Source organism: Polaromonas sp. JS666 (assembly GCF_900103405.1).
GTDB lineage: Bacteria > Pseudomonadota > Gammaproteobacteria > Burkholderiales > Burkholderiaceae_C > Polaromonas.
The window spans coordinates 44,788-68,925 of the sequence record NZ_FNHX01000015.1 but is presented as its reverse complement, the minus strand read 5'-3'; the positions used below and the strand labels follow the sequence as shown (position 1 = coordinate 68,925).

The 24,138-nt window shown below is 65.9% G+C and carries 22 protein-coding genes; 15 read left to right on the top strand and 7 right to left on the bottom strand.

Annotation, left to right across the window (positions count from 1 at the left end):
- Positions 1 to 6: 6 nt before the first annotated feature.
- The 10 genes from BLQ85_RS22645 to BLQ85_RS22600 all read left to right on the top strand — a co-directional run bounded on the left by BLQ85_RS22645 (position 7) and on the right by BLQ85_RS22600 (position 10,358).
- Positions 7 to 768 carry a GntR family transcriptional regulator gene (locus BLQ85_RS22645; protein WP_074580224.1) on the top strand — a complete coding sequence of 254 codons (762 nt, stop codon included), beginning with the start codon at positions 7 to 9 and terminating at the stop codon, positions 766 to 768.
- Between the two features lie 116 nt (positions 769 to 884).
- Positions 885 to 1,868: a PDR/VanB family oxidoreductase gene (locus tag BLQ85_RS22640; protein ID WP_074580223.1), complete on the top strand. Its 984-nt coding sequence runs from the start codon at positions 885 to 887 to the stop codon at positions 1,866 to 1,868.
- Positions 1,869 to 2,088: 220 nt separating this feature from the next.
- Positions 2,089 to 3,261: an ABC transporter substrate-binding protein gene (locus BLQ85_RS22635; RefSeq protein ID WP_074580222.1), complete on the top strand. Its 1,173-nt coding sequence runs from the start codon at positions 2,089 to 2,091 to the stop codon at positions 3,259 to 3,261.
- A 99-nt stretch (positions 3,262 to 3,360) separates the two neighbouring features.
- Entirely contained in the window at positions 3,361 to 4,233 is an 873-nt protein-coding gene (locus BLQ85_RS22630; RefSeq protein WP_074580221.1) for a branched-chain amino acid ABC transporter permease, read from the top strand.
- A gap of 1 nt (position 4,234) precedes the next feature.
- Positions 4,235 to 5,206 carry a branched-chain amino acid ABC transporter permease gene (locus tag BLQ85_RS22625; RefSeq protein WP_074580220.1) on the top strand — a complete coding sequence of 324 codons (972 nt, stop codon included), beginning with the start codon at positions 4,235 to 4,237 and terminating at the stop codon, positions 5,204 to 5,206.
- Entirely contained in the window at positions 5,203 to 5,988 is a 786-nt protein-coding gene (locus BLQ85_RS22620) for an ABC transporter ATP-binding protein (RefSeq protein WP_074580219.1), read from the top strand. Before BLQ85_RS22625 ends, BLQ85_RS22620 begins: the two co-directional genes overlap by 4 nt.
- Complete coding sequence (locus BLQ85_RS22615) at positions 5,981 to 6,697, top strand: ABC transporter ATP-binding protein (protein ID WP_074580218.1); 717 nt, start codon at positions 5,981 to 5,983, stop codon at positions 6,695 to 6,697. Before BLQ85_RS22620 ends, BLQ85_RS22615 begins: the two co-directional genes overlap by 8 nt.
- A 245-nt stretch (positions 6,698 to 6,942) precedes the next feature.
- The gene (locus tag BLQ85_RS22610) at positions 6,943 to 9,261 is read left to right on the top strand and encodes an NADP-dependent malic enzyme (RefSeq protein WP_074580217.1); all 2,319 of its coding nucleotides are present in this window, start codon (positions 6,943 to 6,945) and stop codon (positions 9,259 to 9,261) included.
- Positions 9,262 to 9,477: 216 nt separating this feature from the next.
- A complete protein-coding gene (locus BLQ85_RS22605; RefSeq protein WP_139201092.1) occupies positions 9,478 to 9,855 on the top strand; it encodes a guanyl-specific ribonuclease in 378 nt (125 codons plus the stop codon).
- A 53-nt stretch (positions 9,856 to 9,908) separates the two neighbouring features.
- The gene (locus BLQ85_RS22600; protein WP_007869336.1) at positions 9,909 to 10,358 is read left to right on the top strand and encodes a barstar family protein; all 450 of its coding nucleotides are present in this window, start codon (positions 9,909 to 9,911) and stop codon (positions 10,356 to 10,358) included.
- Positions 10,359 to 10,600: 242 nt separating this feature from the next.
- Here the strand turns inward: BLQ85_RS22600 and rsmA are convergent, their stop codons facing one another.
- The 3 genes from rsmA to BLQ85_RS22585 form a co-directional block, all read right to left on the bottom strand.
- Positions 10,601 to 11,371, bottom strand: a complete 771-nt coding sequence (gene rsmA / locus BLQ85_RS22595; RefSeq protein WP_074580215.1) for a 16S rRNA (adenine(1518)-N(6)/adenine(1519)-N(6))-dimethyltransferase RsmA — start codon at positions 11,369 to 11,371, stop codon at positions 10,601 to 10,603.
- A gap of 139 nt (positions 11,372 to 11,510) precedes the next feature.
- Positions 11,511 to 12,914, bottom strand: coding sequence for a peptidylprolyl isomerase (locus BLQ85_RS22590; protein WP_074580214.1), 1,404 nt, complete (start codon positions 12,912 to 12,914; stop codon positions 11,511 to 11,513).
- Entirely contained in the window at positions 12,907 to 15,363 is a 2,457-nt protein-coding gene (locus BLQ85_RS22585; protein ID WP_074580213.1) for an LPS-assembly protein LptD, read from the bottom strand. The genes BLQ85_RS22590 and BLQ85_RS22585 overlap by 8 nt, the downstream gene beginning before the upstream one ends.
- 117 nt (positions 15,364 to 15,480) lie before the next feature.
- On the opposite strand from BLQ85_RS22585, the gene BLQ85_RS22580 reads away from it, so the two are divergent.
- The 4 genes from BLQ85_RS22580 to BLQ85_RS22565 all read left to right on the top strand — a co-directional run bounded on the left by BLQ85_RS22580 (position 15,481) and on the right by BLQ85_RS22565 (position 19,051).
- Entirely contained in the window at positions 15,481 to 16,587 is a 1,107-nt protein-coding gene (locus tag BLQ85_RS22580) for an aminoglycoside phosphotransferase family protein (RefSeq protein ID WP_074580212.1), read from the top strand.
- 9 nt (positions 16,588 to 16,596) lie between these two features.
- Positions 16,597 to 17,352, top strand: coding sequence for a 16S rRNA (uracil(1498)-N(3))-methyltransferase (locus BLQ85_RS22575; RefSeq protein WP_074580211.1), 756 nt, complete (start codon positions 16,597 to 16,599; stop codon positions 17,350 to 17,352).
- Positions 17,349 to 18,518 carry an MFS transporter gene (locus BLQ85_RS22570; RefSeq protein WP_074580210.1) on the top strand — a complete coding sequence of 390 codons (1,170 nt, stop codon included), beginning with the start codon at positions 17,349 to 17,351 and terminating at the stop codon, positions 18,516 to 18,518. Before BLQ85_RS22575 ends, BLQ85_RS22570 begins: the two co-directional genes overlap by 4 nt.
- Positions 18,519 to 18,583: 65 nt before the next feature.
- Positions 18,584 to 19,051 carry a YidB family protein gene (locus tag BLQ85_RS22565; RefSeq protein WP_074580209.1) on the top strand — a complete coding sequence of 156 codons (468 nt, stop codon included), beginning with the start codon at positions 18,584 to 18,586 and terminating at the stop codon, positions 19,049 to 19,051.
- A 21-nt stretch (positions 19,052 to 19,072) separates the two neighbouring features.
- Here BLQ85_RS22565 and BLQ85_RS22560 read toward each other — a convergent pair whose 3' ends face one another.
- Together BLQ85_RS22560 and BLQ85_RS22555 are read right to left on the bottom strand one after the other, a co-directional pair.
- Positions 19,073 to 19,999: an alpha/beta hydrolase gene (locus tag BLQ85_RS22560; protein WP_074580208.1), complete on the bottom strand. Its 927-nt coding sequence runs from the start codon at positions 19,997 to 19,999 to the stop codon at positions 19,073 to 19,075.
- Positions 20,000 to 20,075: 76 nt separating this feature from the next.
- Positions 20,076 to 21,551: a M20 family metallopeptidase gene (locus BLQ85_RS22555; RefSeq protein WP_074580207.1), complete on the bottom strand. Its 1,476-nt coding sequence runs from the start codon at positions 21,549 to 21,551 to the stop codon at positions 20,076 to 20,078.
- A 474-nt stretch (positions 21,552 to 22,025) separates the two neighbouring features.
- Here BLQ85_RS22555 and BLQ85_RS22550 point away from each other — a divergent pair, with 474 nt between their 5' ends.
- Entirely contained in the window at positions 22,026 to 22,892 is an 867-nt protein-coding gene (locus BLQ85_RS22550) for a DUF72 domain-containing protein (RefSeq protein WP_074580206.1), read from the top strand.
- Here the strand turns inward: BLQ85_RS22550 and asd are convergent.
- Both asd and BLQ85_RS22540 read right to left on the bottom strand, forming a co-directional pair.
- Positions 22,889 to 23,737: an archaetidylserine decarboxylase gene (gene asd, locus BLQ85_RS22545; protein ID WP_074580205.1), complete on the bottom strand. Its 849-nt coding sequence runs from the start codon at positions 23,735 to 23,737 to the stop codon at positions 22,889 to 22,891. The genes BLQ85_RS22550 and asd overlap by 4 nt on opposite strands.
- A 72-nt stretch (positions 23,738 to 23,809) precedes the next feature.
- Positions 23,810 to 23,998 (bottom strand): heavy-metal-associated domain-containing protein, encoded by a 189-nt coding sequence (locus tag BLQ85_RS22540; RefSeq protein WP_074580204.1) that lies wholly within the window; start codon positions 23,996 to 23,998, stop codon positions 23,810 to 23,812.
- Positions 23,999 to 24,138: the final 140 nt, after the last annotated feature.

The following is a 24,138-nucleotide window of genomic DNA, read 5'->3' as shown; positions in this document are numbered from 1 at the left end:
CTCCCTATGGCCAACGCCGCCAACCCAGCCGCCGCCCCCAACAACAGCCTGGAAAGCGCGCAGGTGAGGGCGCAGCTGCAGCTGCGCGAGATGATCCTGGCGGGCGAGCTGCCCGGCGGCGCGCGCATCGCCGAGCTGTCCATCGTCGAAAAACTGGGGGTTTCGCGCACGCCGATACGCGCCGCGCTGATGCGCCTGGAGCAGGAAGGCCTGCTCGAATCGCTGCCCAACGGCGGTTTTGCGGTGCGCACCTTTTCCGAGCGCGACGTGTCCGAAGCGATTGAGCTGCGCGGCACGATTGAGGGCCTGTCGGCGCGGCTGGCGGCCGAGCGCGGCGCACCCACGGTGGTGCTGGGCGAAGCGCGCGAATGCCTGAACCGCATCGACGCGGTGCTGAGCCAGCCGGCCTTGAACGACGAGGCCTTCTCCAGCTATGTGGCGCTCAACGAGCGCTTTCACGCGCTGCTCAGCGAGATGGCGGGCAGCGAAGTGATCGCCAAGGAACTGGACCGCGTCTCCAGCCTGCCTTTTGCCTCGGCTTCGGGCTTTGTGGTGGTGCAGGCCAACTCGCCGCGCGCGCGCGACATGCTCATCGTGGCGCAAGACCAGCACCGCCAGGTGCTGGACGCCATCGAGCAGCGCGAAGGCTCGCGCGCCGAAGCCATCATGCGCGAGCATTCGCGCCTGGCCCAGCGCAACCTGCGCGCCGCCGTGGCCAGCCACAACCTGGACCAGATGCCGGGCGTGCGCCTTATCCGGAAGAAATGACCCCCCGAAGCGGCCTGCGGCCGCCCCCCCCAAGGGGGGCGCCGCCTGTGGCCCGGCAAAGCCGGTTCCACGACGGCCCGTGAATTGAAGAGACTAAAAAGACCACGGAAGACTAAATGAAAGCAAACTCCAGCTGGACCGACGCGGTCATTGATTCTTTTGAAGACCTCACGCCGACTGTGCGCGAGTTCCGCCTACGCCCCGCGGACGGGCAGGGCGTGCCGCGCCACGAACCCGGCAGCCACCTGCAAGTGCAGCTGCTGGTGGGCGGCAGGCCGCAGCAGCGTTCCTACTCCCTGGTCGGCGAGCCCGACGGGCAAACTTGGCACATCGCGGTGAAGCGGCTGGACGACGGCCGCGGCGGCTCGCGCGCGATGTGGCAGCTGGCCGCCGGCGACCGGCTGCAGCTGAGCGGGCCGCACAACCATTTCCCGCTGGACCTCAACGCGCCGGCCTACCTGCTTGTGGCCGGCGGCATAGGCATCACGCCGCTGCTGGGCATGGCCCAGTCGCTGGCCGGGCGCTGCGCGCAATCGGGCCGGCCGCTGCGCATGCTGTACGGCGCGCGCAGCGCAGCCGAGCTGGCTTACGGCCAGGCACTGCAGGCCTGCCTGGGCCAGCGGCTGCATGCGGCCGTCGACACGCGCATCGATTTCGCCGCCGAGATCGCGGCCTTGCCGCCGGGCGCGCAAATGTATGTCTGCGGCCCCGTGCCCATGCTGGACGCGGCGCGCCACGCCTGGGAGGCCTCGGACCGGCCGGCGACTGACCTTCGTTACGAGACCTTCGGCAACAGCGGCCGTTTTGCGCCGCAGGCCTTCCGGGTGCTGATTCCGCGCCATGCGCTGGACATCACCGTGCCGGCCGACTGCAGCCTGCTGGACGCACTGGAGCTGGCCGGCGTGGAGGCGGTGTCCGATTGCAAGCGCGGCGAGTGCGGCCTGTGCACGCTGGACGTGCTGGCGCTGGACGGCGAGATCGACCACCGCGACGTCTTTCTGAGCGAGCACGAGAAACAGGGGAACATGCGGCTGTGTGCCTGTGTCTCACGCGTGGTCGGCTCGGTGACGCTGGATTCTTCCTACCGGCCCGATCTTTGATAAAACAACTTGTGTGCGATCACCGGGCCGTACGCGCGATGATCGCGCAACGTCCATCAGCAGGTGTCGAACCAGGGGATGACCCGCGACAGAATAAAAGCCAACGGTGTTCGCACAAAGAACATTTGTGCAGATACCGCACTCAGACTAGACTCGCAGCGTTTTGCGGCCGCATGCCGGGACGCAGCGGCAAGCACTGAAAAATCACCAGGAGACAAGCATGAAAAAACGTACCTTCCTCACCGCCGCCGCGCTGGCGACTGCGGCACTTGCCGGCGCGCCGGCACTGGCGCAGGACAACACCTTCAAGATAGGCCTGATCCTGCCGATGACGGGCCAGCAGGCCACCACAGGCCGGCAGATCGAGGCGGCCGCGCGGCTTTACATGGCGCAAAACGGCGACACCGTGGCGGGCAAGAAGATACAGCTGATCGTCAAGGACGACACCTCGCTGCCGGACACCACGCGCCGCCTGGCGCAGGAGCTGGTGGTCAACGACAAGGTCAATGTGCTGGCCGGCTTCGGCATCACGCCCTCGGCCCTGGCCACCGCGCCCATCGCGACGCAGTCCAAGACGCCCATGGTGGTGATGGCAGCGGCGACCTCCAGCATCACCCAGGCCTCGCCCTACATCGTGCGCAGCAGCTTCACCTTGCCGCAGGTCTCGGTCGCGCTGGCCGACTGGGCGCCCAAGAACGGCATCAAGAAGGTCGTCACGCTGGTCTCCGATTACGGCCCCGGCATAGACGCCGAAAAATTCTTCAAGGACCGCCTGACCTTCAACGGCGGGGAAGTGACCGATGCGCTGCGCGTGCCGCTGCGCAACCCCGACTTCGCGCCCTTCCTGCAAAAGGTGCGGGACAACAAACCCGACGCGCTGTTCGTCTTTGTGCCTTCGGGCGCGGGCGCCGCGGTGATGAAGCAGTTCCTTGAGCGCGGCCTGGACAAGGCCGGCATACGGTTGATCGCCACCGGCGACGTGACGGACGACGACCAGCTCAACGACATGGGCGATGGCGCACTGGGCGTGGTGACTTCGCACCACTACTCGGCGGCCCACCCCTCGGCCGTGAACAAAAAGTTTGTGGAGGCTTTTTCCAAGGCCAACAAGGGCTTGCGTCCCAACTTCATGGCGGTCGGCGGCTATGACGGCATGCGCGTGATTTATGAGGCGCTCAAAACCAGCAAGGGCCAGGGCGGCGGCGACGCGCTGCTCGCGGCCATGAAGGGCCAGCTGTTTGAAAGCCCGCGCGGCAAGATCTTCATCGACGCGCAGACGCGCGACATCGTGCAGGACGTCTACCTGCGCAAGGTCGAGAAGAAGGACGGCCAGCTTTACAACGTGGAGTTTGACGTGATCAAGGACGTGAAAGACCCAGGCAAGGCTAAATAACTGCACACCCCCGAAGGCGGCGTTGCCGCCCTCCCCCTTGCAGGGGGCAACACCAGCGGCCCGGCAAAGCCGGTTCCGCGGTGTTCCTGGTAAAGACACATGCTCACTCTTCTTTTTGACGGTATCGCCTACGGCATGCTGCTGTTCATCCTGGCGGTGGGCCTGGCGGTGACCATGGGCTTGATGAATTTCATCAACCTCGCGCACGGCGCCTTCGCCATGGCCGGCGGCTACATCACCGTGCTGCTGATGCAGCACTTCGGCGTGCCCTTTTTGCTGTGCCTGCCGCTGGCCTTTATCGGCTCGGCGCTGCTGGGCGGCGTGCTGGAGCGCACGCTGTACCGGCCGCTGTACAACAAGCCGCACCTGGACCAGGTGCTGTTTTCGATAGGCCTGGTGTTCATGGCGGTGGCCAGTGTGGACTACTTCGTCGGCTCGACGCAGCAAATCGTGCAGCTGCCGCAATGGCTCAAGGGCCGCACCGAGATCGGCAGCGGTGCCTGGATGCTGGGCATGGGCCACTACCGGTTGTTCATCATCGCGGTCTGCGCGGCGCTGACGGTGGGCCTGCAATACCTGCTGGCGCGCACGCGCTTCGGCAGCCGGCTGCGCGCTTCGGTGGACGACCAGCGCGTGGCGGCCGGCCTGGGCATCAATGTCAACATCGTGTTCCTCTCGACCTTCGCCGTGGGCTCGGGCCTGGCCGGGCTGGGCGGCGCGCTGGGCGCCGAGGTGCTGGGCCTGGACCCGGGCTTTCCGCTCAAGTTCATGATTTATTTCCTGATCGTGGTCGCCGTGGGCGGCACCTCGTCCATCACCGGACCGCTGCTGGCCGCGCTGCTGCTGGGCATCGCCGACGTGGCGGGCAAGTACTACATCCCCAAGTTGGGCGCCTTCATCGTCTACAGCCTCATGATCGTGATCCTGATCTGGCGGCCGCAGGGCCTCTTTGTGCGCAAGGGAGGCAAATAACATGAGCAACACCCAGACATCGCTGCTCAAGAGCAGCCGCTGGAAACCCTGGGAGCCGGTGCTCTGGCTCATCGCCTTTGCCGCGCCGGTGCTGATGCCCAGCCATGCATCGCTCATCAACGAGATCGCCATCGTCGCGCTGTTCGCGGTGTCGCTGGACCTGGTGCTGGGCTACACCGGCATCGTCTCGCTGGGCCATGCGGCCTTCTTCGGCATAGGCGGCTATGCGGCGGCGCTGTTCGCCAAGCTGGTCATGCCTGACCCGCTGCTGGGCCTGGCCGTGGGCGTCACCACCGCCACGCTGCTGGGCGCGGTCTGTTCGCTGACCATTCTGCGCGGCAGCGACCTGACGCGGCTCATGGTGACGCTGGGCGTGGCGCTGATTCTGCTGGAGCTGGCCAACAAGCTGGACTGGCTGACCGGCGGGGCCGACGGCCTGCAGGGTGTGGTCATGGGCCCGCTGCTGGGCCGCTTCGAATTCGACCTTTCAGGCCGCACCGGCGCCTATTACTCGCTGACTGTGTTGCTGATCCTGTTTGTGCTGATGCGCCGCCTGGTGCATTCACCGCTGGGCGCGACGCTCAAGGCCATACGCGACAACCGCCTGCGCGCCATGGCCATCGGCATTCCGGTCGCGTCGCGGCTGGCGGTGGTCTATACGGTGGCGGCCGGCGTGGCAGGCGCGGCCGGTGCGCTGCTGACGCAGACCACCGGTTTTGCCTCGCTGGATTTGTTTGAATTCCACCGCTCGGCCGACGTGCTGCTGATCCTGGTGGTGGGCGGCGTGGGCTGGCTCTATGGCGGCGTGGCCGGGGCGATTGTGTTCAAGCTGATGCAGGACGCGCTTTCGTCCATCACGCCGCAATACTGGACCTTCTGGATAGGCCTTTTCCTGGTGGTGCTGGTGCTGGTGGGCCGCGAGCGCCTGGTCCGGCCCTGGACCTGGCTGCCGCGGCGCGGGGGCCGGCCATGAGCGCGCCGGTCCAGGACGCGGTGCTGTCCGCGCAAGGCCTGGTGATGCGCTTCGGCGGCATCGCCGCGACCAATAATGTGAGCCTGAACCTGCGGCGCGGCGCGCGCCATGCGCTGATCGGCCCCAACGGCGCGGGCAAGACCACGCTGGTCAACCTGCTGACGGGCGTGCTGCAACCCACCGAAGGCCGCATCTTCCTCGAAGGCGAAGACATCACGCGGCTGGCGCCGCACCAGCGCGTCAAGCGCGGCATGGTGCGCACCTTCCAGATCAACCAGCTGTTCGACTCGCTCACGCCGCTGCAGACGCTGGCCCTCACCGTGTCGCAGCAAGTGGGCCTGGGCGCGAAATGGTGGCAGGCGCTGGGCCGCAACCGGGCCGTGGCCGAGCGCTGCGAGCAGTTGCTGGAACAGTTTCACCTGACGGAGGTGATGGACCAGCCGACCCGCGTGCTGGCCTACGGCAAACGCCGCCTGCTGGAGATCGCCGTGGCGCTGGCCTGCGAGCCGCGCGTGCTGCTGCTGGACGAACCCGTGGCGGGCGTGCCGGCCGGCGAGCGCGAGGAGCTGCTGCTGACCGTGGCCGCGCTGCCCGCCGATGTTTCGGTGCTGCTGATCGAACACGACATGGACCTGGTGTTCAGCTTCGCCACCACCATGACGGTGCTGGTCAACGGCACGCTGCTGACCGAAGGCACGCCCGAGCAGATCGCGGCCGACCCGCAGGTCAAGGCGGTCTACCTGGGCCATGGCGAGGAACATGGGGAGGTGGCCCATGGCTGAACTGCTCAAGGTCGACAAGCTGCGCGCCGGTTACGGCGAGGCGGTGGTGCTGCACGAGGTCTCGTTCACGCTGGGCGAAGGTCAGACCCTCGCGCTGCTGGGCCGCAACGGCACCGGCAAAACCACGCTGATCAACACCCTGGCGGGCGCAACGCGCCAGCACGGCGGGGCCATCTCCTTCGGCGCCGGCCCGGCCATGGTGGCGCTGCACCGGCTGCCTTCGCACGAACGCGCGGCCAACGGCATAGGCTGGGTGCCGCAGGAGCGCAACATCTTCAAGTCGCTGACGGTGCACGAGAACCTGACGGCGGTGGCGCGGCCGGGCAAATGGAACCCCGAGGGCGTGTACGCCATGTTCCCACGCCTGGCCGAGCGCAAGACCAACCTGGGCACGCAGCTGTCAGGCGGCGAGCAACAAATGCTGGCCGTGGGCCGGGCGCTGGTGCTGAATCCGAAACTGCTGCTGCTCGATGAACCACTGGAGGGCCTGGCGCCCATCATCGTGGAGGAACTGCTGCGCGCCATACGCCGCATCACCCGCGAAGAAGGCCTGAGCGCCATCATCGTGGAGCAGCATCCGCAGGCCATCCTGGCGATTTCCGACAGTGCCGTGGTGCTGGACCGCGGCATGGTGGTGCACACGGGCACGGCCCAGGCGCTGCGCGATCAGCCCGAACGCCTGGACCAGTTGCTGGGCGTGGCACGCTGAGCGGCCGGGCCGCCAGCCCGGCCTGCTGTTCCGTATTTCGCGCTTACAGCGCCCAAAAAACATCTACGCGCCGCCATCGTGAAGCAGCTCCACGGCAACGCGGCTTTCCATGCCCAAAAGTCAAAAGCGATCCACCTTTTTGCGTAGATTCACTTACTAGGGTTTTCCCCTCCAACGGCCTACAATCGCAGACCCTTACAAGAAATTGACGGTCATCCGACCGTTCCCCGCTGGAGACCCTGCTGATGCCGACACCCACCGCCGCGACGCCTGCCGACCGTGAAGAAAAACGCGCTGAACTGCGCCGCGCCGCGCTTGAATACCACGAGTTTCCGACCCCCGGCAAGGTAGCCATCGCAGCGACCAAGCAGCTGACCAACCAGCGCGACCTGGCCCTGGCTTATTCCCCCGGTGTCGCCGCGCCCTGCGAGGAAATCGTCAAGGACCCGAACAACGCCTTCAAATACACCAGCCGCGGCAACCTGGTGGCCGTGGTGACCAACGGCACCGCCGTGCTGGGCCTGGGCGACATCGGCCCGCTGGCCTCCAAGCCGGTCATGGAAGGCAAGGGCGTGCTGTTCAAGAAGTTCGCCGGCGTCGACGTGTTCGACATCGAGATCGACGAAAAAGACCCGGCCAAGCTGGTCGACATCATCGCCTCGCTGGAGCCGACCTTCGGTGCCATCAACCTGGAAGACATCAAGGCGCCCGACTGCTTTTATGTGGAGCGCGAGCTGCGCAAGCGCATGAAGATTCCGGTGTTCCACGACGACCAGCACGGCACGGCCATCACCGTGGGCGCGGCGGTGCTGAACGCGCTCAAAGTGGTCGGCAAGGGCCCCGGCCAGGTCAAGCTGGTGACCTCGGGCGCGGGCGCGGCGGCGCTGGCCTGCCTGAACCTGCTGCTCAAGCTGGGCATACAGCGTGAAAACGTGTTCGTGACCGACCTGGCCGGCGTGGTCTACGAAGGCCGCACCGAGCTGATGGACGAGGACAAGATCCAGTTCGCGCAGAAGACCGACGCCCGCACCCTCGGCGAGGTGATCGCGGGCGCGGACATTTTCCTGGGCCTGTCGGCCGGCGGCGTGCTCAAGAAGGACATGGTCGCCAAGATGGCGGCCAAGCCCATCATCCTGGCGCTGGCCAACCCGAATCCCGAGATCACGCCCGAGGACGTCAAGTCCGTGCGCGACGACGCCATCATGGCAACCGGCCGCACCGACTACCCCAACCAGGTCAACAACGTCCTGTGTTTTCCGTATATCTTCCGCGGCGCGCTGGATGCCGGCGCCTCCACCATCACCATTGAGATGGAAATCGCGGCCGTGCATGCGATCGCCGAACTCGCGCAGGCCGAGCAAAGCGAGGTCGTGGCGGCCGCCTACGTGGGCGAGAAGCTGGCGTTCGGCCCCGAGTACCTGATTCCCAAGCCGTTTGATCCGCGCCTCATGATGAAGATCGCGCCGGCGGTGGCACAGGCGGCGGCCGACAGCGGCGTGGCCCTGCGGCCCATCCAGGACATGAACGCCTACCGCGACAAGCTGCAGAGTTTTGTCTATGCCTCGGGCACGGTCATGAAGCCGATCTTCGCGGCCGCCAAGGCCGCCAGCCGCAAGCGCGTGGCCTATGCCGAAGGCGAGGAAGAACGCGTGCTGCGCGCCTGCCAGATCGTGGTGGACGAGGGCCTGGCACGGCCGACGCTGATAGGCCGGCCCGCCATCATCGCCCAGCGCATCGAAAAATTCGGCCTGCGCCTGAAGGAAGAACTCGACTACGACGTGGTCAACGTCGAGCAGGACCACCGCTACCGCGACTTCTGGCAGACCTACCACCGCATGATGGAGCGCCGCGGTGTCACCGTGCAGATCGCCAAGATCGAAATGCGCCGCCGCCTCACGCTGATCGCCGGCATGCTGCTGCACAAGGGCGACGTGGACGGCCTGATCTGCGGCACCTGGGGCACGACCGCCCACCACCTGGACTACCTGGACCAGGTCATCGGCAAGCGCGAGGGCGTCAACACCTACGCCTGCATGAACGGCCTGCTGCTGCCGAATCGCCAGGTCTTCCTGCTCGACACCCACGTCAACTGCGACCCGACGGCCGAGCAGCTCGCCGAGATCACCACCATGGCGGCCGAAGAAATGATGCGCTTCGGCATCAAGCCCAAGGCGGCCCTGCTGTCGCACTCGAACTTCGGCTCCTCCAACCTGCCCAGCGCCTTGAAGATGCGCCGCACGCTGGAGCTGCTGCGCGAAAAAGCGCCCTGGCTGGAAGTCGACGGCGAAATGCACGGCGACATGGCGCTGGACGCCGACGCGCGCGGCCTGATCATGCCCAACAGCACGCTGGCCGGCGAGGCCAACCTGCTGGTGCTGCCCAATATTGATGCGGCCAATATTTCGTACAACCTGCTCAAAACGGCGGCCGGCGGCAACATCGCCATCGGCCCCGTGCTGCTGGGTGCGAACAAACCCATGCACATCCTGACCGCCACCGCCACGGTGCGCCGCATCGTCAACATGACGGCCCTCACGGTAGCGGACGCCAACGCGGCCCGATAAGCCCCAATTAGATAGCCAGTACTAACTTATTTAGGCAGTAACCCCGCTCTTTACTGCCTAAATTTTCAGCAGCCACTTGCGTTTTCCGGCCACTTGCGGCAAACTAGCTCTCTTGAAATTTAAGGGTTAACCCGAAATCGGCGGGCGGACCCTGGGTTCAGGAAAGGCTTCTTTTTCATGTTGCGCAATGGGTGGGGACGTCGGCAGGTAGCCAAAATGGCCGGCCTGCTGGTCTTGGCAACCAGCCTGAGCGGGCTGATCCCCAGCGTGGTGCAAGCCAAGGGCGCGGATTCACCGGCGCCGGTCGGTACCATCGCAGCGGCCCAATTGCCCCCGCAAGGGCGCGACATGATGACGCTGATTTACCAGGGTGGGCCGTTCAGGCATGACAAGGACGGCGTGGTGTTTGGCAACCGGGAGCGACTTCTTCCGGCCAACCGTCGCGGTTACTACCGCGAATACACCGTCCGAACGCCCAATGAACGCAGCCGGGGAGCCCGGCGCATTGTTTGTGGCGGCTTGAAACCCACCGCCCCGGATGCCTGTTATTACACCGACGACCACTATGCGAGTTTTCGCAGAATCGTTCAGTAAATGAACCGTGGTTGTTATTACGAGTTTTTGACTTCAGAGAAAGAGTAGCGGAGATGGATACACCACTTCGTCGGGACAACGAGACGCCGGTGCGCAAGGACGGTGAAACGCCCTTGCGCGGCGTGCGGCCCAATATCGTTCAATCCATACGCGCCTTCCGGGTGCAGGACCTGCAGGACGCTGCGACGCAGCTGAACCAGCATTTCCTGTATGCCAACCTGGGCAATGCCCAGAGCAAACAGGACGTGCTGGACATGATTGCGGCGCAATACACCTTCCCGGCCCACTTCGGCAAGAATTTCGACGCGCTGTACGACTGCATGACGGACCTGGTCCACAAGTCGGGCCCGCAGCCTGGCTTCATCGTCGTGCTCGAGCAGATTCCGGCCAACGCCAAATTCGACAAGGAAGCGCGCGAGCAGCTGCTCGACATCTTCCGGGATGCCTCGGACTACTGGGCGGATCGCAAGATACCGTTCAGATGTTTCTATTCTTTTCTGTAGCCCGCTCCCCAGACATCGGCCAAGGGGATCGGGCGAATGAGGCCCAGCAAGCAGTTGCAGAAGGTGAAGAAGTCATGCCTACCGACAAACTGGTGGACGTGTCACCTCTGGCATTGCGCATGAGCAGCCCGTTTAACGCGGGTTACTGGCTCGCCGCTGCTTGAAGCAAACCATGGGGGCGCCGCAGGCGCCCGCAAAAAAGCCCGTCATCGACGGGCTTTTTTTATGCCGAAAGCCGGCGTTCAGGCTTGCAGCGCCTGCACCAGCGCGACGTACTCGGCCACCGGCACTTCCTCGGCGCGGCGCTGCACGTCAAACGTGCCGCCAAAGCCGCGCGCGGCCAGCCACTGCCCCAGCGTGTGGCGCAGCAGCTTGCGGCGCTGGCTGAATGCCACCTGCACCAGCTCGCTGAGCAGCCTGGCGTCCAGCGCCGCCGGCGCCGCATGCGGCACCATACGCACCACCGCGCTGTCCACGCGCGGCGGCGGGTCAAAGCTCTGCGGCGGCACGAACAGCACATTTTCCATGGCGTAGCGCCACTGCAGCATCACGCTGAGCCGGCCGTAGTCGCCAGTGGCGGGCGTCGCCACCATGCGGTCTATGACCTCTTTTTGCAGCATGAAGTGCTGGTCTTCAATGACGTCCACGGCGCCCAGCAGGTGAAACAGGATGGGTGTGGAGATGTTGTACGGCAGGTTGCCGACGACCCGGAGTTTTTGCCCCGGCGCGCAGGCGGTGCTCGCCAGCGCATGGATGTCGACCTTGAGGATGTCGGACTCGACCACGCTGAGCTGGGGATGCTCGCGCAGCTGCCGGGCCAGGTCGCGGTCCAGTTCGATCACCGTGAGCTTCCCCAGGCGCTCGACCAGGGGCTGGGTCAGGGCGGCAAGCCCGGGGCCAATTTCCACCACAGCCTGCCCGGCCCGCGGCGCGATGGCCTGGACGATGCCTTCGATGATGCCCTGGTCGGTCAGAAAGTGCTGGCCGAAGCGTTTGCGGGGGATGTGCTTCATGTGTTGCGGCCTCGATTCCTAAACCAGCAGGGGCCGCGGGACTGGCTTTGCCAGACCGCAGGCGCAGCGGCCCCTCTCGTAATGAAAGGGGCAGGGAGAAGCCGCAGGCTACACGCAGTGAGCGACCGTGGGGGCCATCTCACTGCGGCGGTTCACGGTACTCCACATACGCGCGGCCGCGGACCTCCTGGGCCCAGAGTGCGTAGGCTTCGTTCTGTTTCTTCTCGCGCAACACGTTGCGCGCGATCTCGCGCTGGTCGCGCTGCGAGAGCTGGGTGTCACGGCGCTCCAGCACCTGGATGATGTGCACGCCGAAACGCGACACCAGCGGATCGGACACCTGGTTGGGTGCCAGGCTGTTCATGACTTTTTCGAACTCGGGCACAAACATGCCGGGGCTGGCCCAGCCCAGGTCGCCGCCTTCCTTGGCCGAGCCGTCATCGCTGTTCTCGCGAGCGAGGGCCGCAAAATCGGCTTGCCCGGCCTGGATGCGCTTTTTGAATTCAGCAAGTTTTTCGGTCGCGGCGGCTTCCGTCACCTTGGGGTTCAGCCGCAGCAGAATGTGGCGGGCATGGGTCTGGGTCACGGTCGCGCCGGGCATGCCGCCCTGGCGCTTTTCAATCACCTTGAGGATGTGAAAGCCCGCGCCGCTTCGCACCGGGCCCGCCACGCCGCCGGTCTGCAGGTTTTTGGTGGCGTCCACAAAAAGCGGAGGATAGCGGTCCGCGGTGCGCAGGCCCATCTGGCCGCCGGTCGTGCGGGTGGCGGAAGCGGAGAATTCGGCGGCCAGCGCGGCGAAATCACCGCCCGCGCGGGCACGGTCGACCACCTGCTGGGCTCGGGCCTGCAGCGCCGCGACCTGCTCGGGCGTGGCGTTCTCGGGCACCGCCACCAGGATTTCGCCCAGGTTGAGGGCCAGGGCGGAAGCCTCGGCGCCGCCGCCTTCCTGGTCGCGCAGGAACTGGTCGATCTCCTGCTCGGTCACGCTGACGCGTGACTCGAGTTCGCGTTGGCGCAGGCGGCCCACCAGGAGCTCGTCACGTACCTCGGAGCGGAACTGCGCGTAGTCGATGCCGTCCGCTTTCAGGCGGCTGCGCAGCTCGTCCACGCTGATCTGGTTCTGGCTCGCGACGCTCTGGACCGCGGCCTGGATGGCGCTTTCGTCGATCCGGACACCGGACGCGCGCGCCAGTTGCAGCTGCGCCTTGTCGCTGATCATGCGCTCCAGGACCTGCACCACCAATTCGCTGCGCGGCGGCAGCGCCGTGCCCTGCTGCAGGATTTGCTGCTCGGTGCGGACCAGTTTGAGGCGGACCTCGCTATTGGTAATGGGCTCGGAATTGACCACCGCGACGATGAAATCGGCCTGGCGCTGACCGGCCGGGGGCCGCGCGACCGGATCGGACGACAGGCGCAGCGGCGCGGAAGGCTTGAGCCCCTGTGCATGCGCCTGTGCCGTCAACAGCATGGCGAGCGCGAGCGCCGTTCCGGCGAGGTGCGGCAGGCCCGAGAAAAATTCTGGAACAAAGCGGTGATTAGTCATAAGTGGTAAAGCGGCTTGGAGCCTCGATTTTCTCACGCAGGTACTGGTAGCGCGGGACATTTGATTTGAGGGTTTCCAGGGGGTTGGCGCCTATGCGGGAGAAACCCACCAGCTCCAGCTGGAACATGATCCGGGTGTCCGAAGTACCCGTGCCGGTCTGCGATCGCTGCAACACGACGCGGCCTATCCAGCAGCAGCCATCGTATTCGACGCCGATGATGGAATCGACCAGCCGCTTATCCAGCACGCTGTAATTGAGCCGTCCGACCGCGTAGTAGCGCCCGCCGCCCTGGCCCTGCCCGGCACCCAGGTCCTTGCCCCTGTCGCCCCACAGGTCGTTGATGGGCCATTGCCAGCCCACGTCGATCTGCTCGCTGACATTGCGCTGGCGCCGGAACGCGGCGCTGATGACGCGGTAGTTGCTCGGGTTGTAGCGCACGCCGAAAGAGGCGCGCTCGGACTGCCGGGTCTTGGGGTTGTACTGCACCGTGCTGTCGAAAGACCACTGCGGCACCCAGTTGACGGACGCGCCGACCAGAATGTCGCTGATGCGGTCGGTGACGGGCAGCGCGCCGGGCAAGGTCACGCGCTGGTCCTCGAAGCGCAGGCGCTGCGCGATGCCCACGCGCACGGCCTCGGCGCCGGTCGCCGGGTCCAGCAGGCGCGAAGTCACGCCCAGTGTCAGCAGGTTCGCGTCGGAAATGCGGTCATTGCCGACAAAGGCGTTTTCGGTGAACACCGTCGCGAAATTGAAGTCGTTGAGGCCGGAATCGTAGTTCGGCAGCCGGCTCTGGTCGCGAAAGGGCGTGCGCACATAAAAGGCCCGCGGCTCCAGCGTTTGGGTGAAATTTCGGCCCAGGAAACTCGCCTCGCGCTCAAACTGCAGGCCGCTGTCCAGGCTGAAGGTCGGGACGACACGCGAGGCCGATCGCGCGCCGTCGGTGATCAGCGGCGCGTCGAACTGGTAGCTGGTAGCGTGCAGCTGCACCTTGGGCGTGATGAAGCCGGACGACGACAGCCAGGGGCGGCTGACCTGCAGCTTGGTGTAGGCCCGGTTGCTGTTGGGCTGGTTCGTCAGGGTCCGGTCCGCGGAAAACCGCGTGTAATCGCCCTCGATGGACCAGTCAAAGCCCTTGCCCAGGCCGCCCAGCGGGGCATCCACCCGGGTGTAGCTGGCGGTCAATTGCGGAAGCCGGTCGTAGGGAGGGACGATGGGCGAGGTCACGTCCTGCAGCGTCTGCCATTTCAGGGTACGCAGGCTGGTATAGAAGAAGCCCCGACTCCAGGACAGGGTGGCATCCTGGGACAACAGCCGCTGGGTGGTGTAACCGGAGCGTGCCGGGAAATCGCGCCAGTAATCGTTGTCGCTGACACGGTTCAGGTTGAGGTTGAGGCCGAGGGCACCGACGGAGGACAGCCCGGTGTTAATGACCCCGGTGTGCTGGTAGCCGTAGGACCAGCGATCCCGGTCCCGCAGTTTGTCATTCGGCAGATAGTTGGCGCGCAGCTCGCCCCGGTAGCTGGGCTCCAGGTAACGGAACTCGCCGGCCAGGTCTACGCCGCGCTTGGTCATGATCGCCGGGGAAAAGGTCGCGTCCCGATTCGGCGCGATGTCGAAGTAATAAGGCTGGCGCAACTCAAAGCCGTCGGTCGAGCCCATGCTGATGCTGGGCGGCAGCAGCCCCGACTTGCGCTTGTCGCTGAGTGGAAAACTGAACTTGGGAAAAGCCAGGATGGGCACGTCCTTGAAGCGGACGACGGCCCCCCGAGCCACGCCGACCTCGGTCTCCAGGTCGAACTCGAAGCTGCTGGCGCGCAGCACCCAGGCCGGCTCCCAGCTCGCTTCATCGCCGCGCTCGCAGGTGGTGTAGCTGGCGCGTTGGGCCGTCAGGTGGTTTTCATCGAGGAAGTCGACCCGCTGCGCCCGGCCGTTGCCGCCATTACTCAGGAAACGGTAGCCGGGAGTGGTGAAAAAGCCCTCGAACCGGTCCAGCTTGAGTTCCAGCTCCGGGCCGTCAAAGCGGTTGCCGGCCCGGTTGATACGGACATTGCCGCGGCTTTTGAGCTGGTCGTCAGGCTGGTAATACTCAATGCGGTCGGCACGGATAGAGGTGGCCCCGCGGCGCAGCTCCGCATTGCCGTCGATCACCGTCTCCAGGTCGGGGCGGCCCGAAATACGGTCGCCGAAGACAAAGGTCGGGCCCCGGTTCTCCGGGTCGTTGGAGACTTCCTCGGCCAGCTTGGGCGAGGGCTTGAGCTTGAGCCCGCCCCCGGATTCCACCGGCTCCGCCGTCGCGGCGGCGGACGCGCCTCGCGGTGCCTCCGGCGCCGCCTGGGCGTGCGCCGTCCCGGCAACAGTCATCCCCAGCGTGGCGCAAAACACAGCCAGCCTGGAGACAGCAAGAGCTACCGGGGAGAGAATAAAAGGCGAGGGGGATGCGCGGCGCATCGTTTATGTGAGATAAACCCGTTTGTAAAATCAGGCCTGATTATCCATGACCCTCCATCCCCTCCCCACAATGCCGAACCCGAGCCCGGCCGCGCGCCCGGCGAAGGCTTCGCAAGCATGACCGCACCATCCATCGCCTGGGCCGATCCCGCACGCGCCGCCGCCTTCGAGCACTGGCTGGCCGCCACGGCCCGCCAGCACCACCTGCAAGCCAACACATTGAGGCCGGCCTCCGCCGACGCGAGCTTTCGCCGTTATTTCAGGGTGGACGCCGCGTCGGGCGAAGGCAGCTGCATCATCATGGATGCGCCGCCCGCGCAGGAGGACTGCAAGCCCTTTGTCAAGGTCGCAGGCCTGATGGCCGGCGCAGGCCTGAACGCGCCGCGCGTGCTGGCATGGGACGAATCCCTGGGCTTTATGTTGCTGAGCGACCTGGGCGCGCGGACCATGATGGAAGTGATCGCCCCACCCGCCGCAGTTGAGGCCGTTGCCAGCCCGACGCCTGCGCACTATGACTTGTATATGGATGCGGTGGAGGCCTTGATTCGCTGGCAACTCGCGTCGCAGCCCGGCGTGCTCCCCCCCTATGACGACGCACTGCTGTCGCGCGAACTTTCGCTGTTTCCGGACTGGTACGTCGCCAAACACCGCGGCCTCGCGCTAGACACCGGCCTGCAGGACAAACTCGACGTCCTCTTCGCGCAGATCAAGGCCAGCAACCTGAATTCGCTCGACGGCGCGCGGGTGTTCGTGCACCGCGACTTCATGCCGCGCAATCTGATGATTCCGGATGGCGTATCCACAACGCCCGCTGATGCGCCGCCACTGGGTGTGCTTGACTTCCAGGACGCGGTCTACGGCCCCATCACCTACGACATCGCCAGCCTGATGCGCGATGCGTTTCTGAGCTGGGAAGAGGATTTTGTGCTCGACATCACCGTGCGCTACTGGCAAAAGGCCCGCAAGGCGGGCTTGCCGGTCGGTGACGATTTCGGCGAGTTTTACCGGGCCGTCGAATGGATGGGCCTGCAGCGCCATCTCAAAATTCTGGGTATTTTCGCACGCCTCACGCTGCGCGACGGCAAGCCCAAATACCTGGCCGACACCCCGCGCTTCATCAAATACGCGCGCAACACTGCCGCGCGCTACCGGCAGCTGGGCCCGCTGATGGTGCTGCTCGACGAGATCGAAGGCAATGAGACCCGCGTGGGCTACACGTTTTAAGGCCATGCCATGAATGCCCGTTTCTACGCCGACATCGCGCTGGTGCCGGGCACGACAGTCCAGCTGCCGCCGGACGCCGCCCGCCACGTGCAGGTCCTGCGGCTGCAGCCCGGGGATGCCCTCTCGCTGTTCAACGGCCGGGGCGACGGCCTGCCCGGCAGCGAAGGGGAGTTTGGCGCCACGGTCGCGCGCATGGGCCGCAGCGAGGTCGAGGTCACCATTGGCGCGTACACAGCGACTTCGCGCGAGGCCGGCCGCGCCATCCACCTGGCGGTCGGCATGCCGGCCAACGAGCGCATGGACTGGCTGGTGGAAAAAGCCGCCGAGCTGGGCGCGGCCAGCATCCAGCCCCTGATGAGCGAGCGCAGCGTGCTGCGCCTGAAGGGCGAGCGCGCCGACAAAAAAATCTCGCACTGGCGCGGCGTGGCCATCGCCGCCTGCGAACAGTGCGGCCGCAGCCGCATCCCGCTGATCCACGAGGTCGCCAGCCTGGCCGACTGGCTCAAGGGCACCGGGAACGCGGCCGCGGATGGCAGCCGCATGCTGCTGTCGCTGCGCGAGGGCAGCCGCCCGCTGGCCCAGGCAGTGCCGGGCAACGGCGCGCTGACGTTTTTGAGCGGCCCCGAGGGCGGCCTGAGCCCCGCCGAAGAGGCCGCGGCCATCGCCGGCGGCTTCAGCCCCGTCACGCTGGGCCCGCGTGTGCTGCGGGCCGAAACCGCGCCGCTGGCCTGCCTCTCGCTGCTGACGCTGGGTGCCGCCGCATGAACCGCAACCTCTGGCTGCTGGCCGTCTGCCAGGGCCTGTTCCTGACCAACAACGTCACCTTCATCGCCATCAACGGCCTGGTCGGCCTGAACCTGGCGCCGCTGGGCTGGATGGCCACCCTGCCCGTCATGGGGTATGTGGTGGGCGGTGCGCTGTCGACCGCGGTGGTGGCGCGCACGCAATCGCGCTTCGGGCGCAAGACCTCTTTCCAGCTGGGCCTGCTGGTGGCCGTGGCCTCGGCCCTGCTGTGCTGCTATGCGGCCTACAGCCGCAACTTCTGGCTGCTGGTGACGGCCACGGTGGTGGCCGGCTACTACAGCGCCAACGCGCAGCTCTACCGCTTCGCCGCGGCCGAGCTGGCCCTGCCGGCCTTTCGCGAAAAAGCGATTTCGCTGGTCATGGCCGGCGGCCTGCTGGGCGCCGTCGCCGGGCCCAACCTCGCGGCACATACGCGGGAACTGACCGCCGTGCCCTTCGCCGGCGCCTACCTGGCGCTGGCCGGCGTGGCGCTGCTGTCCATGGCCTTGCTGGCCTTCATCCGGTTCCCGCCGCCGCCCGAGGCACATGCGGCCCGGGGAGGGCGTCCGCTTTCTGAAATCATGCGCCAACCGGTCTTTATCGTGGCCGCGGCCGCCGGCGCCCTGGGTTTTGGCGTGATGAATTTGCTGATGGCCGCCACGCCCATCGCCATGCAGGTCTGCGGCCTGCCGTTTTCCAGCGTCGCGCTGGTGCTGGAGTGGCATGTGATCGGCATGTTCGCGCCGGGCTTTTTCACCGGCCACCTGATACGCCGCTTCGGCACCCTGCCCATCATGGCGGCGGGCCTGCTGCTCAACGTGCTGTGCGTGCTGATCGCACTCTCGGGCGTGGACCTCAAGCAGTTCCTGGGGGCGCTTTTCCTGCTGGGGCTGGGCTGGAACTTCCTGTTCACCGGCGCCACCACGCTGGCGCTCACGGCCTACCGCCCCGAAGAAAAAGACAAGGCGCAGGGTGCGCTCAATTTCTGCATTTTTGCCGTGCTGGCGGTTTCTTCGCTGGCTTCCGGCGTGCTGGTCACAACCCAGGGCTGGGCTTTGCTCAACCTCGGTTCGCTGCTGCCGCTGGGCCTGACCGGCGCCTTGCTGGCCTGGCTTGCACTGGGCCGGCGCAGGGAACAGAATGCCTGAAGCCTTCCACGGTTGTGTCACCCGTTTTCTCCCGTTTTTATTTCACCTCACTTGAGGAGTTCGTCATGGGTTTGCTTGATTCAGTCCTGGGCAGCGTCCTCAACAACAACGGCCAGCAAGGCCAGGCCGGCGCGGGCCTGGGCGGCCTCATCGGCATGCTGGCCAGCAATCCGCAGCTGATCCAGGTCGCCACGGACATGCTGGCCAACAACGGCGGCCAGGGCGGCCTGGGTGGGCTGGTCAGCAAGTTCGAACAAGCCGGCCTGGGCGACGCCATCCAGTCATGGATAGGCAGCGGGGCCAACCAACCCGTCTCCGGCGACCAGGTCACCAGCGCGCTGGGCGCCGGCACCGTATCCGACATCGCCGCAAAGCTGGGGCTGGATCCCGGCGATGCCGCCAGCCAGCTTTCCCACATCCTGCCGGGCCTGATCAACCACCTGACGCCCGAAGGCCAGGCGCCCGAGCAAGGCCTGGGCAGCGGCGAGGACCTGATGGGCATGCTGGGCGGCCTGCTGAAGCAGGCCCGCTGATTTTTTTGAGTTGGCGCAAGCCTAGAAACGCGCGTCCAGCCAGGCCTTGAGCGTGTCGAACACCGGCGCCGAGTCGATTTCGTTGAAGATCTCGTGGTAGAGGCCCTCAAAGCAGCGCGCGGTCACCGTGCCGGGCTTGACGGCGCGTGAACTCGCGGCGCTTTCCGCGAAAGCGCGGCTACCCGCCGGGTCAACCAGGCGGTCCGCGCCCGCATACATCAGCAGTGTGGGCGTGCGCCACTGGGCGGCGGCCGCTATCGTGGCGGGGCCGGCCGTCGCGATGAACTTGCCCAGCCGGGGCGAAATCCTGTTGTGCACCAGCTTGTCGGCCAGGTATTTCCTGACCACTTCCGGGTCGTGCGAAAGATAGTGCGGGTCCAGGCCGTTGCCCACGCAAAAGTCGGGGGCCAGCCTGGGCATGAAGGCCAGCAGCAGTTTCTGCAGGGGATTGAGGCCCGCATCCAGCGCCGGCGAAGACATCACCAGGCCTTCGACGGGACGTATGCCCAGCGAGACAAAACGGCTCACCACCAGGCCGCCCAGGCTATGGCCCAGCAGTACCAGCGGGATATGGTCGGACTCGGCCGACGCATGGTGCGAGGGAGACTCCTTCAGCAGGCGCATGCAGCGCAGCCGCGTGTCGTCGACCACCTCGGCCAAGTCCTCGAGCAAGGTGCTGTCAGCGGGCAGCACGCCGCGCGCGCCGCCGGACTCGCCGTGGCCGCGCTGGTCGTAAGCGCGCACGGCAAAACCCCATTCCATCAATTGGCGCGCGACATGGTCGTAGCGCAGGGCGTGTTCGCCCAGGCCGTGCACCAGCAGCACGACGGCGCGCGGCGGCGGCGCGTGTGGGCCCATTTCGTCGGCCCAGGCGTCCAGCGGCCACTCGTACAAGGCCAGGTTCTCGCCATCGCGGGCGGTGAAGGGGGCTAGGATGGTCGAATGCATGCGGCGGCGAAAGCCTGGCCTGTGGCAAGCGCGCGCGGCAGGCCGCGATGCGAAGGAAAAGGGCGCCGCACCCGAATCAACCGGGGACGCGGGCCATGACGTGCGCGACCGCGGCGGTCAGCTTCTTGGCGTAGGGCACGTTCAGAAACTCGTTGGGGCCGTGGGCGTTGCTCTTGGGGCCCAGCACGCCGCAGACCATCATCTGCGCCTTGGGAAAGCCCTTGCTCAGCATGTTCATCAGCGGAATGGTGCCGCCCTGGCCTATGGTGCCGCAGGGCGCGCCAAAAAAGCTTTGCGATGCGTCGTTGAGCGCGTTCTCGAACCAGGACACCGTGCTGGGCGCGTTCCAGCCAGTGGCCCCGCCATTGCTTTCAAAGGTGACTTTGGCCTGGTAGGGCGCGTTGTCTTCGAGCAGGGCCTTGAGTTCCTGCACCGCCGCGCCGGCATCGATCAGCGGCGGAAACCGCAGCGAGAGCTTGAAGGCGGTGTAGGGGCGCAGCACATTGCCAGCGTCCTTGAGCGCCGGAAAGCCTTCGGCGCCGGTCACGCTCAGTGTGGGGCGCCAGGTGCGGTTGAGCAGGGCTTCGACCGGGTCGGTGGTGGTGGGCAAGGCAAAGGTACTGGAGCCTTCGCAGTCGTAATGCGCCCACGGAAAACGCTTGTAGATTTCGTCACCGAGGATTTTGGCGGTGGCCTGCGCCTGGGCCAGGCGATCGGCCGGGATTTCGCAGTGAAAGCTCTGCGGCAGCAGGCGCCCAGTCTTGCTGTCCTCGAGGCGGTCCAGCACCTGGCGCATGATGCGAAAGCTCGAGGGCACCAGGCCGCTGGCGTCGCCGGAGTGCACGCCTTCGGTGAGGATTTCCACCTTAAGCACACCGGCCGCGTTGCCGCGCAGGCTGGTGGTCAGCCACAGTTGGTCGTAGTTGCCGGCGCCGGAATCCAGGCACACCACCAGCGCGACTTCGCCCAGCCGCTCGCGCAGCGCGTTGACGTAGGGCAGCAGGTCGTAGGAGCCACTTTCCTCGCAGGTTTCGATCAGGCCGACGATGCGCGGATGCGGGACGTTCTGCGCCTTGAGAGCCTGCACCGCGGCAATGCTGGCATAGACGGCGTAGCCGTCGTCGGCGGCGCCGCGGCCGTAGAGCTTGCCGTCCTCATACTTGGCGGTCCAGGGGCTCAGGTCATTGCGCCAGCCGGTGAATTCGGGCTGCTTGTCGAGGTGGCCGTACATCAGCACGGTTTGTGTGGAATCGGCGCGTGTGGCCGGGATCTCAAAGAACAGCACCGGCGTGCGGCCTTCGATGCGCACGATCTCCAGCTTGAGGCCTTCGACCTTCTGCGCCTCGACCCAGGCTGCCGCATTGCGCATGACGGTGTCAATGAAACCGTGCTGCGCCCAGTCGCTATCGAAAGTGGGGGACTTGGCGGGGATGGAAATGTAGTCGGTGATCTGTTTGACGATGTCGCCGTCCCACTGGGCCGTGACCTGGGACAGGGCCTGGGCGGCATTGAGGATGCTGGCGGGAATTTCGCGGTGCAATGGGGCGTTCATGGGAAAGGCTCCGGGAGAAAAATGTCGGCTTTTTAGGACAGCGTTTTGCTGCGGCAGCTGCTACTGTACGCTTCCGGCACAGACCACGCCACATAGAGCCTGTCTACGATCTAAAAGGGGCCGCGCAAGCGCCTTTTCGGGATGGGATGCAAGGCGCGGTGCGACGCCCATAGTTCACCTATGGGCTAGCGCCGCAACGCCGCAGACCGCCCGAAAAGGCACTTGCCCTCCGGGTTGGGGTGAAATCGGGCGATTGAGCCACCCAGGCCCTTGCATGGGCATTAGCCCATGCGGCGTTCCCGGTCGGCCCACTCATCCCGATTGCACCCCAACGCGGCCCCTTTTAGATCGTAGACAGGCTCTAATGGAAGACCCGCAATTGGAGAATTCAACCTACAGCGCCGGCGGCCGGCGGGGGCAAAGATATCTCCTCTATTTGGACGAGAGACCAGACAAGTACGCCACGGAGCCGCCATGACACCCACCAGCCGCGCGCAAGCGCCATCTTCCGCCGCGCCTTCCACCGCCGATGCCCGCATACGCGCTGGCGTGGGCGGCTGGACTTTTGAGCCCTGGCGCGGCAGCTTTTTTCCCCCCGGCCTGCCGCACAGCCGGGAACTCGAATACGCCAGCCGCCAGCTGAGCGCCATCGAGGTCAACGGCACCTATTACGGCACGCTCAAGCCGGCCAGCTTCAGAAAATGGCATGACGAAACCCCGGACAACTTCGTGTTTTCCCTCAAGGCCTCGCGCTACGCGACCAACCGCCGGGTTCTGGCCGAGGCGGGCGAGTCCATCCGGCGCTTCACCGAAAGCGGCATCAGCGAGCTGGGCGGCAAACTGGGCCCCATCGTCTGGCAATTCATGCCCGGCAAGGTGTTCGAGGCCGGGGATTTCGAGGCCTTTCTGGCGCTGCTGCCCAAACAGGTGGACGGCCTCGCGCTGCGCCATGTGGTCGACGTGCGCCATGAAAGTTTCATGTCGCCCGACTACCTCGCGCTGGCGCGCCGTTACAGGGTCGCGACGGTGTTTACCGACGCTGACAAGTTCCCGTCCTTCGCCGACCTCACGGGCGACTTTGCCTATGCCCGCCTCATGATGAGCGAGGCAGGCCTGGAGACCGGCTATGAGGAAGGTGCGCTGTACGCCTGGGCTGAACGTGCAAGGCAATGGGCCGCAGGCGGTGCGCCCGGGGACCTGCCAACGCTGGAAGAAGCCCCGGCGCAGGGAAAGCCGCGCGACGTGTTTGTGTATTTCATCAACGGCGCCAAGGAAAGGGCGCCTGCCGCGGCCATGGCGTTTTTAAAGCGCCTGGGCTTTACGCCCCCCGCTCAGGGCTAGGAGGCCATGGCCTCGCCCAGCCGGATCTCACGGCCGGGCGCCCACTCGGGGTTAAATTGCAGCGGCCCCTTGGGAAACAGCATGACGACGGTGGAGCCCAACAGGAAGCGGCCCATTTCCTCGCCTTGCTTCAGGCGTATCGCGGAGGTCGGCTCGTCGGGGTAGTCCCACTGCCGCACTTCCTTGCCGCGCGGTGGGTTGACCACGCCGTGCCACACCGTGGCCATGCTGCCGACAATCGTCGCGCCGACCAGCACCAGCACAAAAGGCCCGCGCGCCGACTCAAAGACGCAGACCACACGCTCGTTGCGCGCGAACAGGCCCGGCACGCCGCGCGCGGTGACGGGGTTGACCGAAAACAGCTCGCCGGGCACATAAACCATGCGCACCAGCCGGCCGTCGCAAGGCATGTGGATGCGGTGGTAGTCCCTGGGGCTCAGGTAGAGCGTGGCGAAGTAGCCGTCCTGGTAGCGCGCGGCCAGCGTCGCATCGCCGCCCACCAGCGCGGTGGTGGAGTAGCGGTGGCCCTTGGCCTGGAATATCTGGTCTTTCTCGATGGCGCCGAACTGGCTGATCGCGCCGTCCACCGGCGACACCAGCTCGGCCGCGGCGAGCGGCCGCGCGCCGGGCTTGAGCGCGCGCGTGAAAAAGTCGTTGAAGGTCAGGTAGCTGGCGATGTCGGGGTTCAGCGCCTCCTCCATGTTGACCCGGTACTTGGCGACAAAGCGGCGGATGATTTCCGTCGTGACCCAGCCGCGTTCGCGCGAAGCCACAAAACCGGCAAAGGAAGTCAGCGCCTGCTTGGGAAACAGGTATTGGGGAAGGACGGCGAATCGGTCGGACACTAGGCGGCTTGAAGGGTGGAGGAAGGGCCATTCTATCGACGCCCCAAGGCCTTGCCGCCGCGCGGCGCTGCCTCACTGTACGGGATAACCCGCCTGCGCGAGCGCCGCGGCCACGGCCTGCCGGTCCCGGGGGGTCTGGACCACGACTTTTTTGGACGCCAGGTCCACATTGACCTGCGCGGCTGGATCCAGTGCCTTGACAGCCTTGGTGATGGCGTTGGCGCAGTGGCCGCAGCTCATGGCGGGGATCGTGAATTCCATAGAACCTCTTGGGCGTTATTAAAAGGGTTGGGAGGAGTCTGAACCTTCCCACGGGGACAAAGTCCAGCCAGGCCGGCCAAGCCCTCCCCGCGGCTGTGGCTATTGTCCCCGGGGCTTGACCCTCCCATGATGGTAAGGTT

Bases quoted from the DNA above. Each gene is read 5' to 3' on its own strand.
- BLQ85_RS22645 (WP_074580224.1), top strand. From the start codon at position 7: ATGGCCAACGCCGCCAACCCAGCCGCCGCCCCCAACAACAGCCTGGAA.
- BLQ85_RS22640 (WP_074580223.1), top strand. From the start codon at position 885: ATGAAAGCAAACTCCAGCTGGACCGACGCGGTCATTGATTCTTTTGAA.
- BLQ85_RS22635 (WP_074580222.1), top strand. From the start codon at position 2,089: ATGAAAAAACGTACCTTCCTCACCGCCGCCGCGCTGGCGACTGCGGCA.
- BLQ85_RS22630 (WP_074580221.1), top strand. From the start codon at position 3,361: ATGCTCACTCTTCTTTTTGACGGTATCGCCTACGGCATGCTGCTGTTC.
- BLQ85_RS22625 (WP_074580220.1), top strand. From the start codon at position 4,235: ATGAGCAACACCCAGACATCGCTGCTCAAGAGCAGCCGCTGGAAACCC.
- BLQ85_RS22620 (WP_074580219.1), top strand. From the start codon at position 5,203: ATGAGCGCGCCGGTCCAGGACGCGGTGCTGTCCGCGCAAGGCCTGGTG.
- BLQ85_RS22615 (WP_074580218.1), top strand. From the start codon at position 5,981: ATGGCTGAACTGCTCAAGGTCGACAAGCTGCGCGCCGGTTACGGCGAG.
- BLQ85_RS22610 (WP_074580217.1), top strand. From the start codon at position 6,943: ATGCCGACACCCACCGCCGCGACGCCTGCCGACCGTGAAGAAAAACGC.
- BLQ85_RS22605 (WP_139201092.1), top strand. From the start codon at position 9,478: ATGGCCGGCCTGCTGGTCTTGGCAACCAGCCTGAGCGGGCTGATCCCC.
- BLQ85_RS22600 (WP_007869336.1), top strand. From the start codon at position 9,909: ATGGATACACCACTTCGTCGGGACAACGAGACGCCGGTGCGCAAGGAC.
- rsmA (WP_074580215.1), bottom strand. From the start codon at position 11,371: ATGAAGCACATCCCCCGCAAACGCTTCGGCCAGCACTTTCTGACCGAC.
- BLQ85_RS22590 (WP_074580214.1), bottom strand. From the start codon at position 12,914: ATGACTAATCACCGCTTTGTTCCAGAATTTTTCTCGGGCCTGCCGCAC.
- BLQ85_RS22585 (WP_074580213.1), bottom strand. From the start codon at position 15,363: ATGCGCCGCGCATCCCCCTCGCCTTTTATTCTCTCCCCGGTAGCTCTT.
- BLQ85_RS22580 (WP_074580212.1), top strand. From the start codon at position 15,481: ATGACCGCACCATCCATCGCCTGGGCCGATCCCGCACGCGCCGCCGCC.
- BLQ85_RS22575 (WP_074580211.1), top strand. From the start codon at position 16,597: ATGAATGCCCGTTTCTACGCCGACATCGCGCTGGTGCCGGGCACGACA.
- BLQ85_RS22570 (WP_074580210.1), top strand. From the start codon at position 17,349: ATGAACCGCAACCTCTGGCTGCTGGCCGTCTGCCAGGGCCTGTTCCTG.
- BLQ85_RS22565 (WP_074580209.1), top strand. From the start codon at position 18,584: ATGGGTTTGCTTGATTCAGTCCTGGGCAGCGTCCTCAACAACAACGGC.
- BLQ85_RS22560 (WP_074580208.1), bottom strand. From the start codon at position 19,999: ATGCATTCGACCATCCTAGCCCCCTTCACCGCCCGCGATGGCGAGAAC.
- BLQ85_RS22555 (WP_074580207.1), bottom strand. From the start codon at position 21,551: ATGAACGCCCCATTGCACCGCGAAATTCCCGCCAGCATCCTCAATGCC.
- BLQ85_RS22550 (WP_074580206.1), top strand. From the start codon at position 22,026: ATGACACCCACCAGCCGCGCGCAAGCGCCATCTTCCGCCGCGCCTTCC.
- BLQ85_RS22540 (WP_074580204.1), bottom strand. From the start codon at position 23,998: ATGGAATTCACGATCCCCGCCATGAGCTGCGGCCACTGCGCCAACGCC.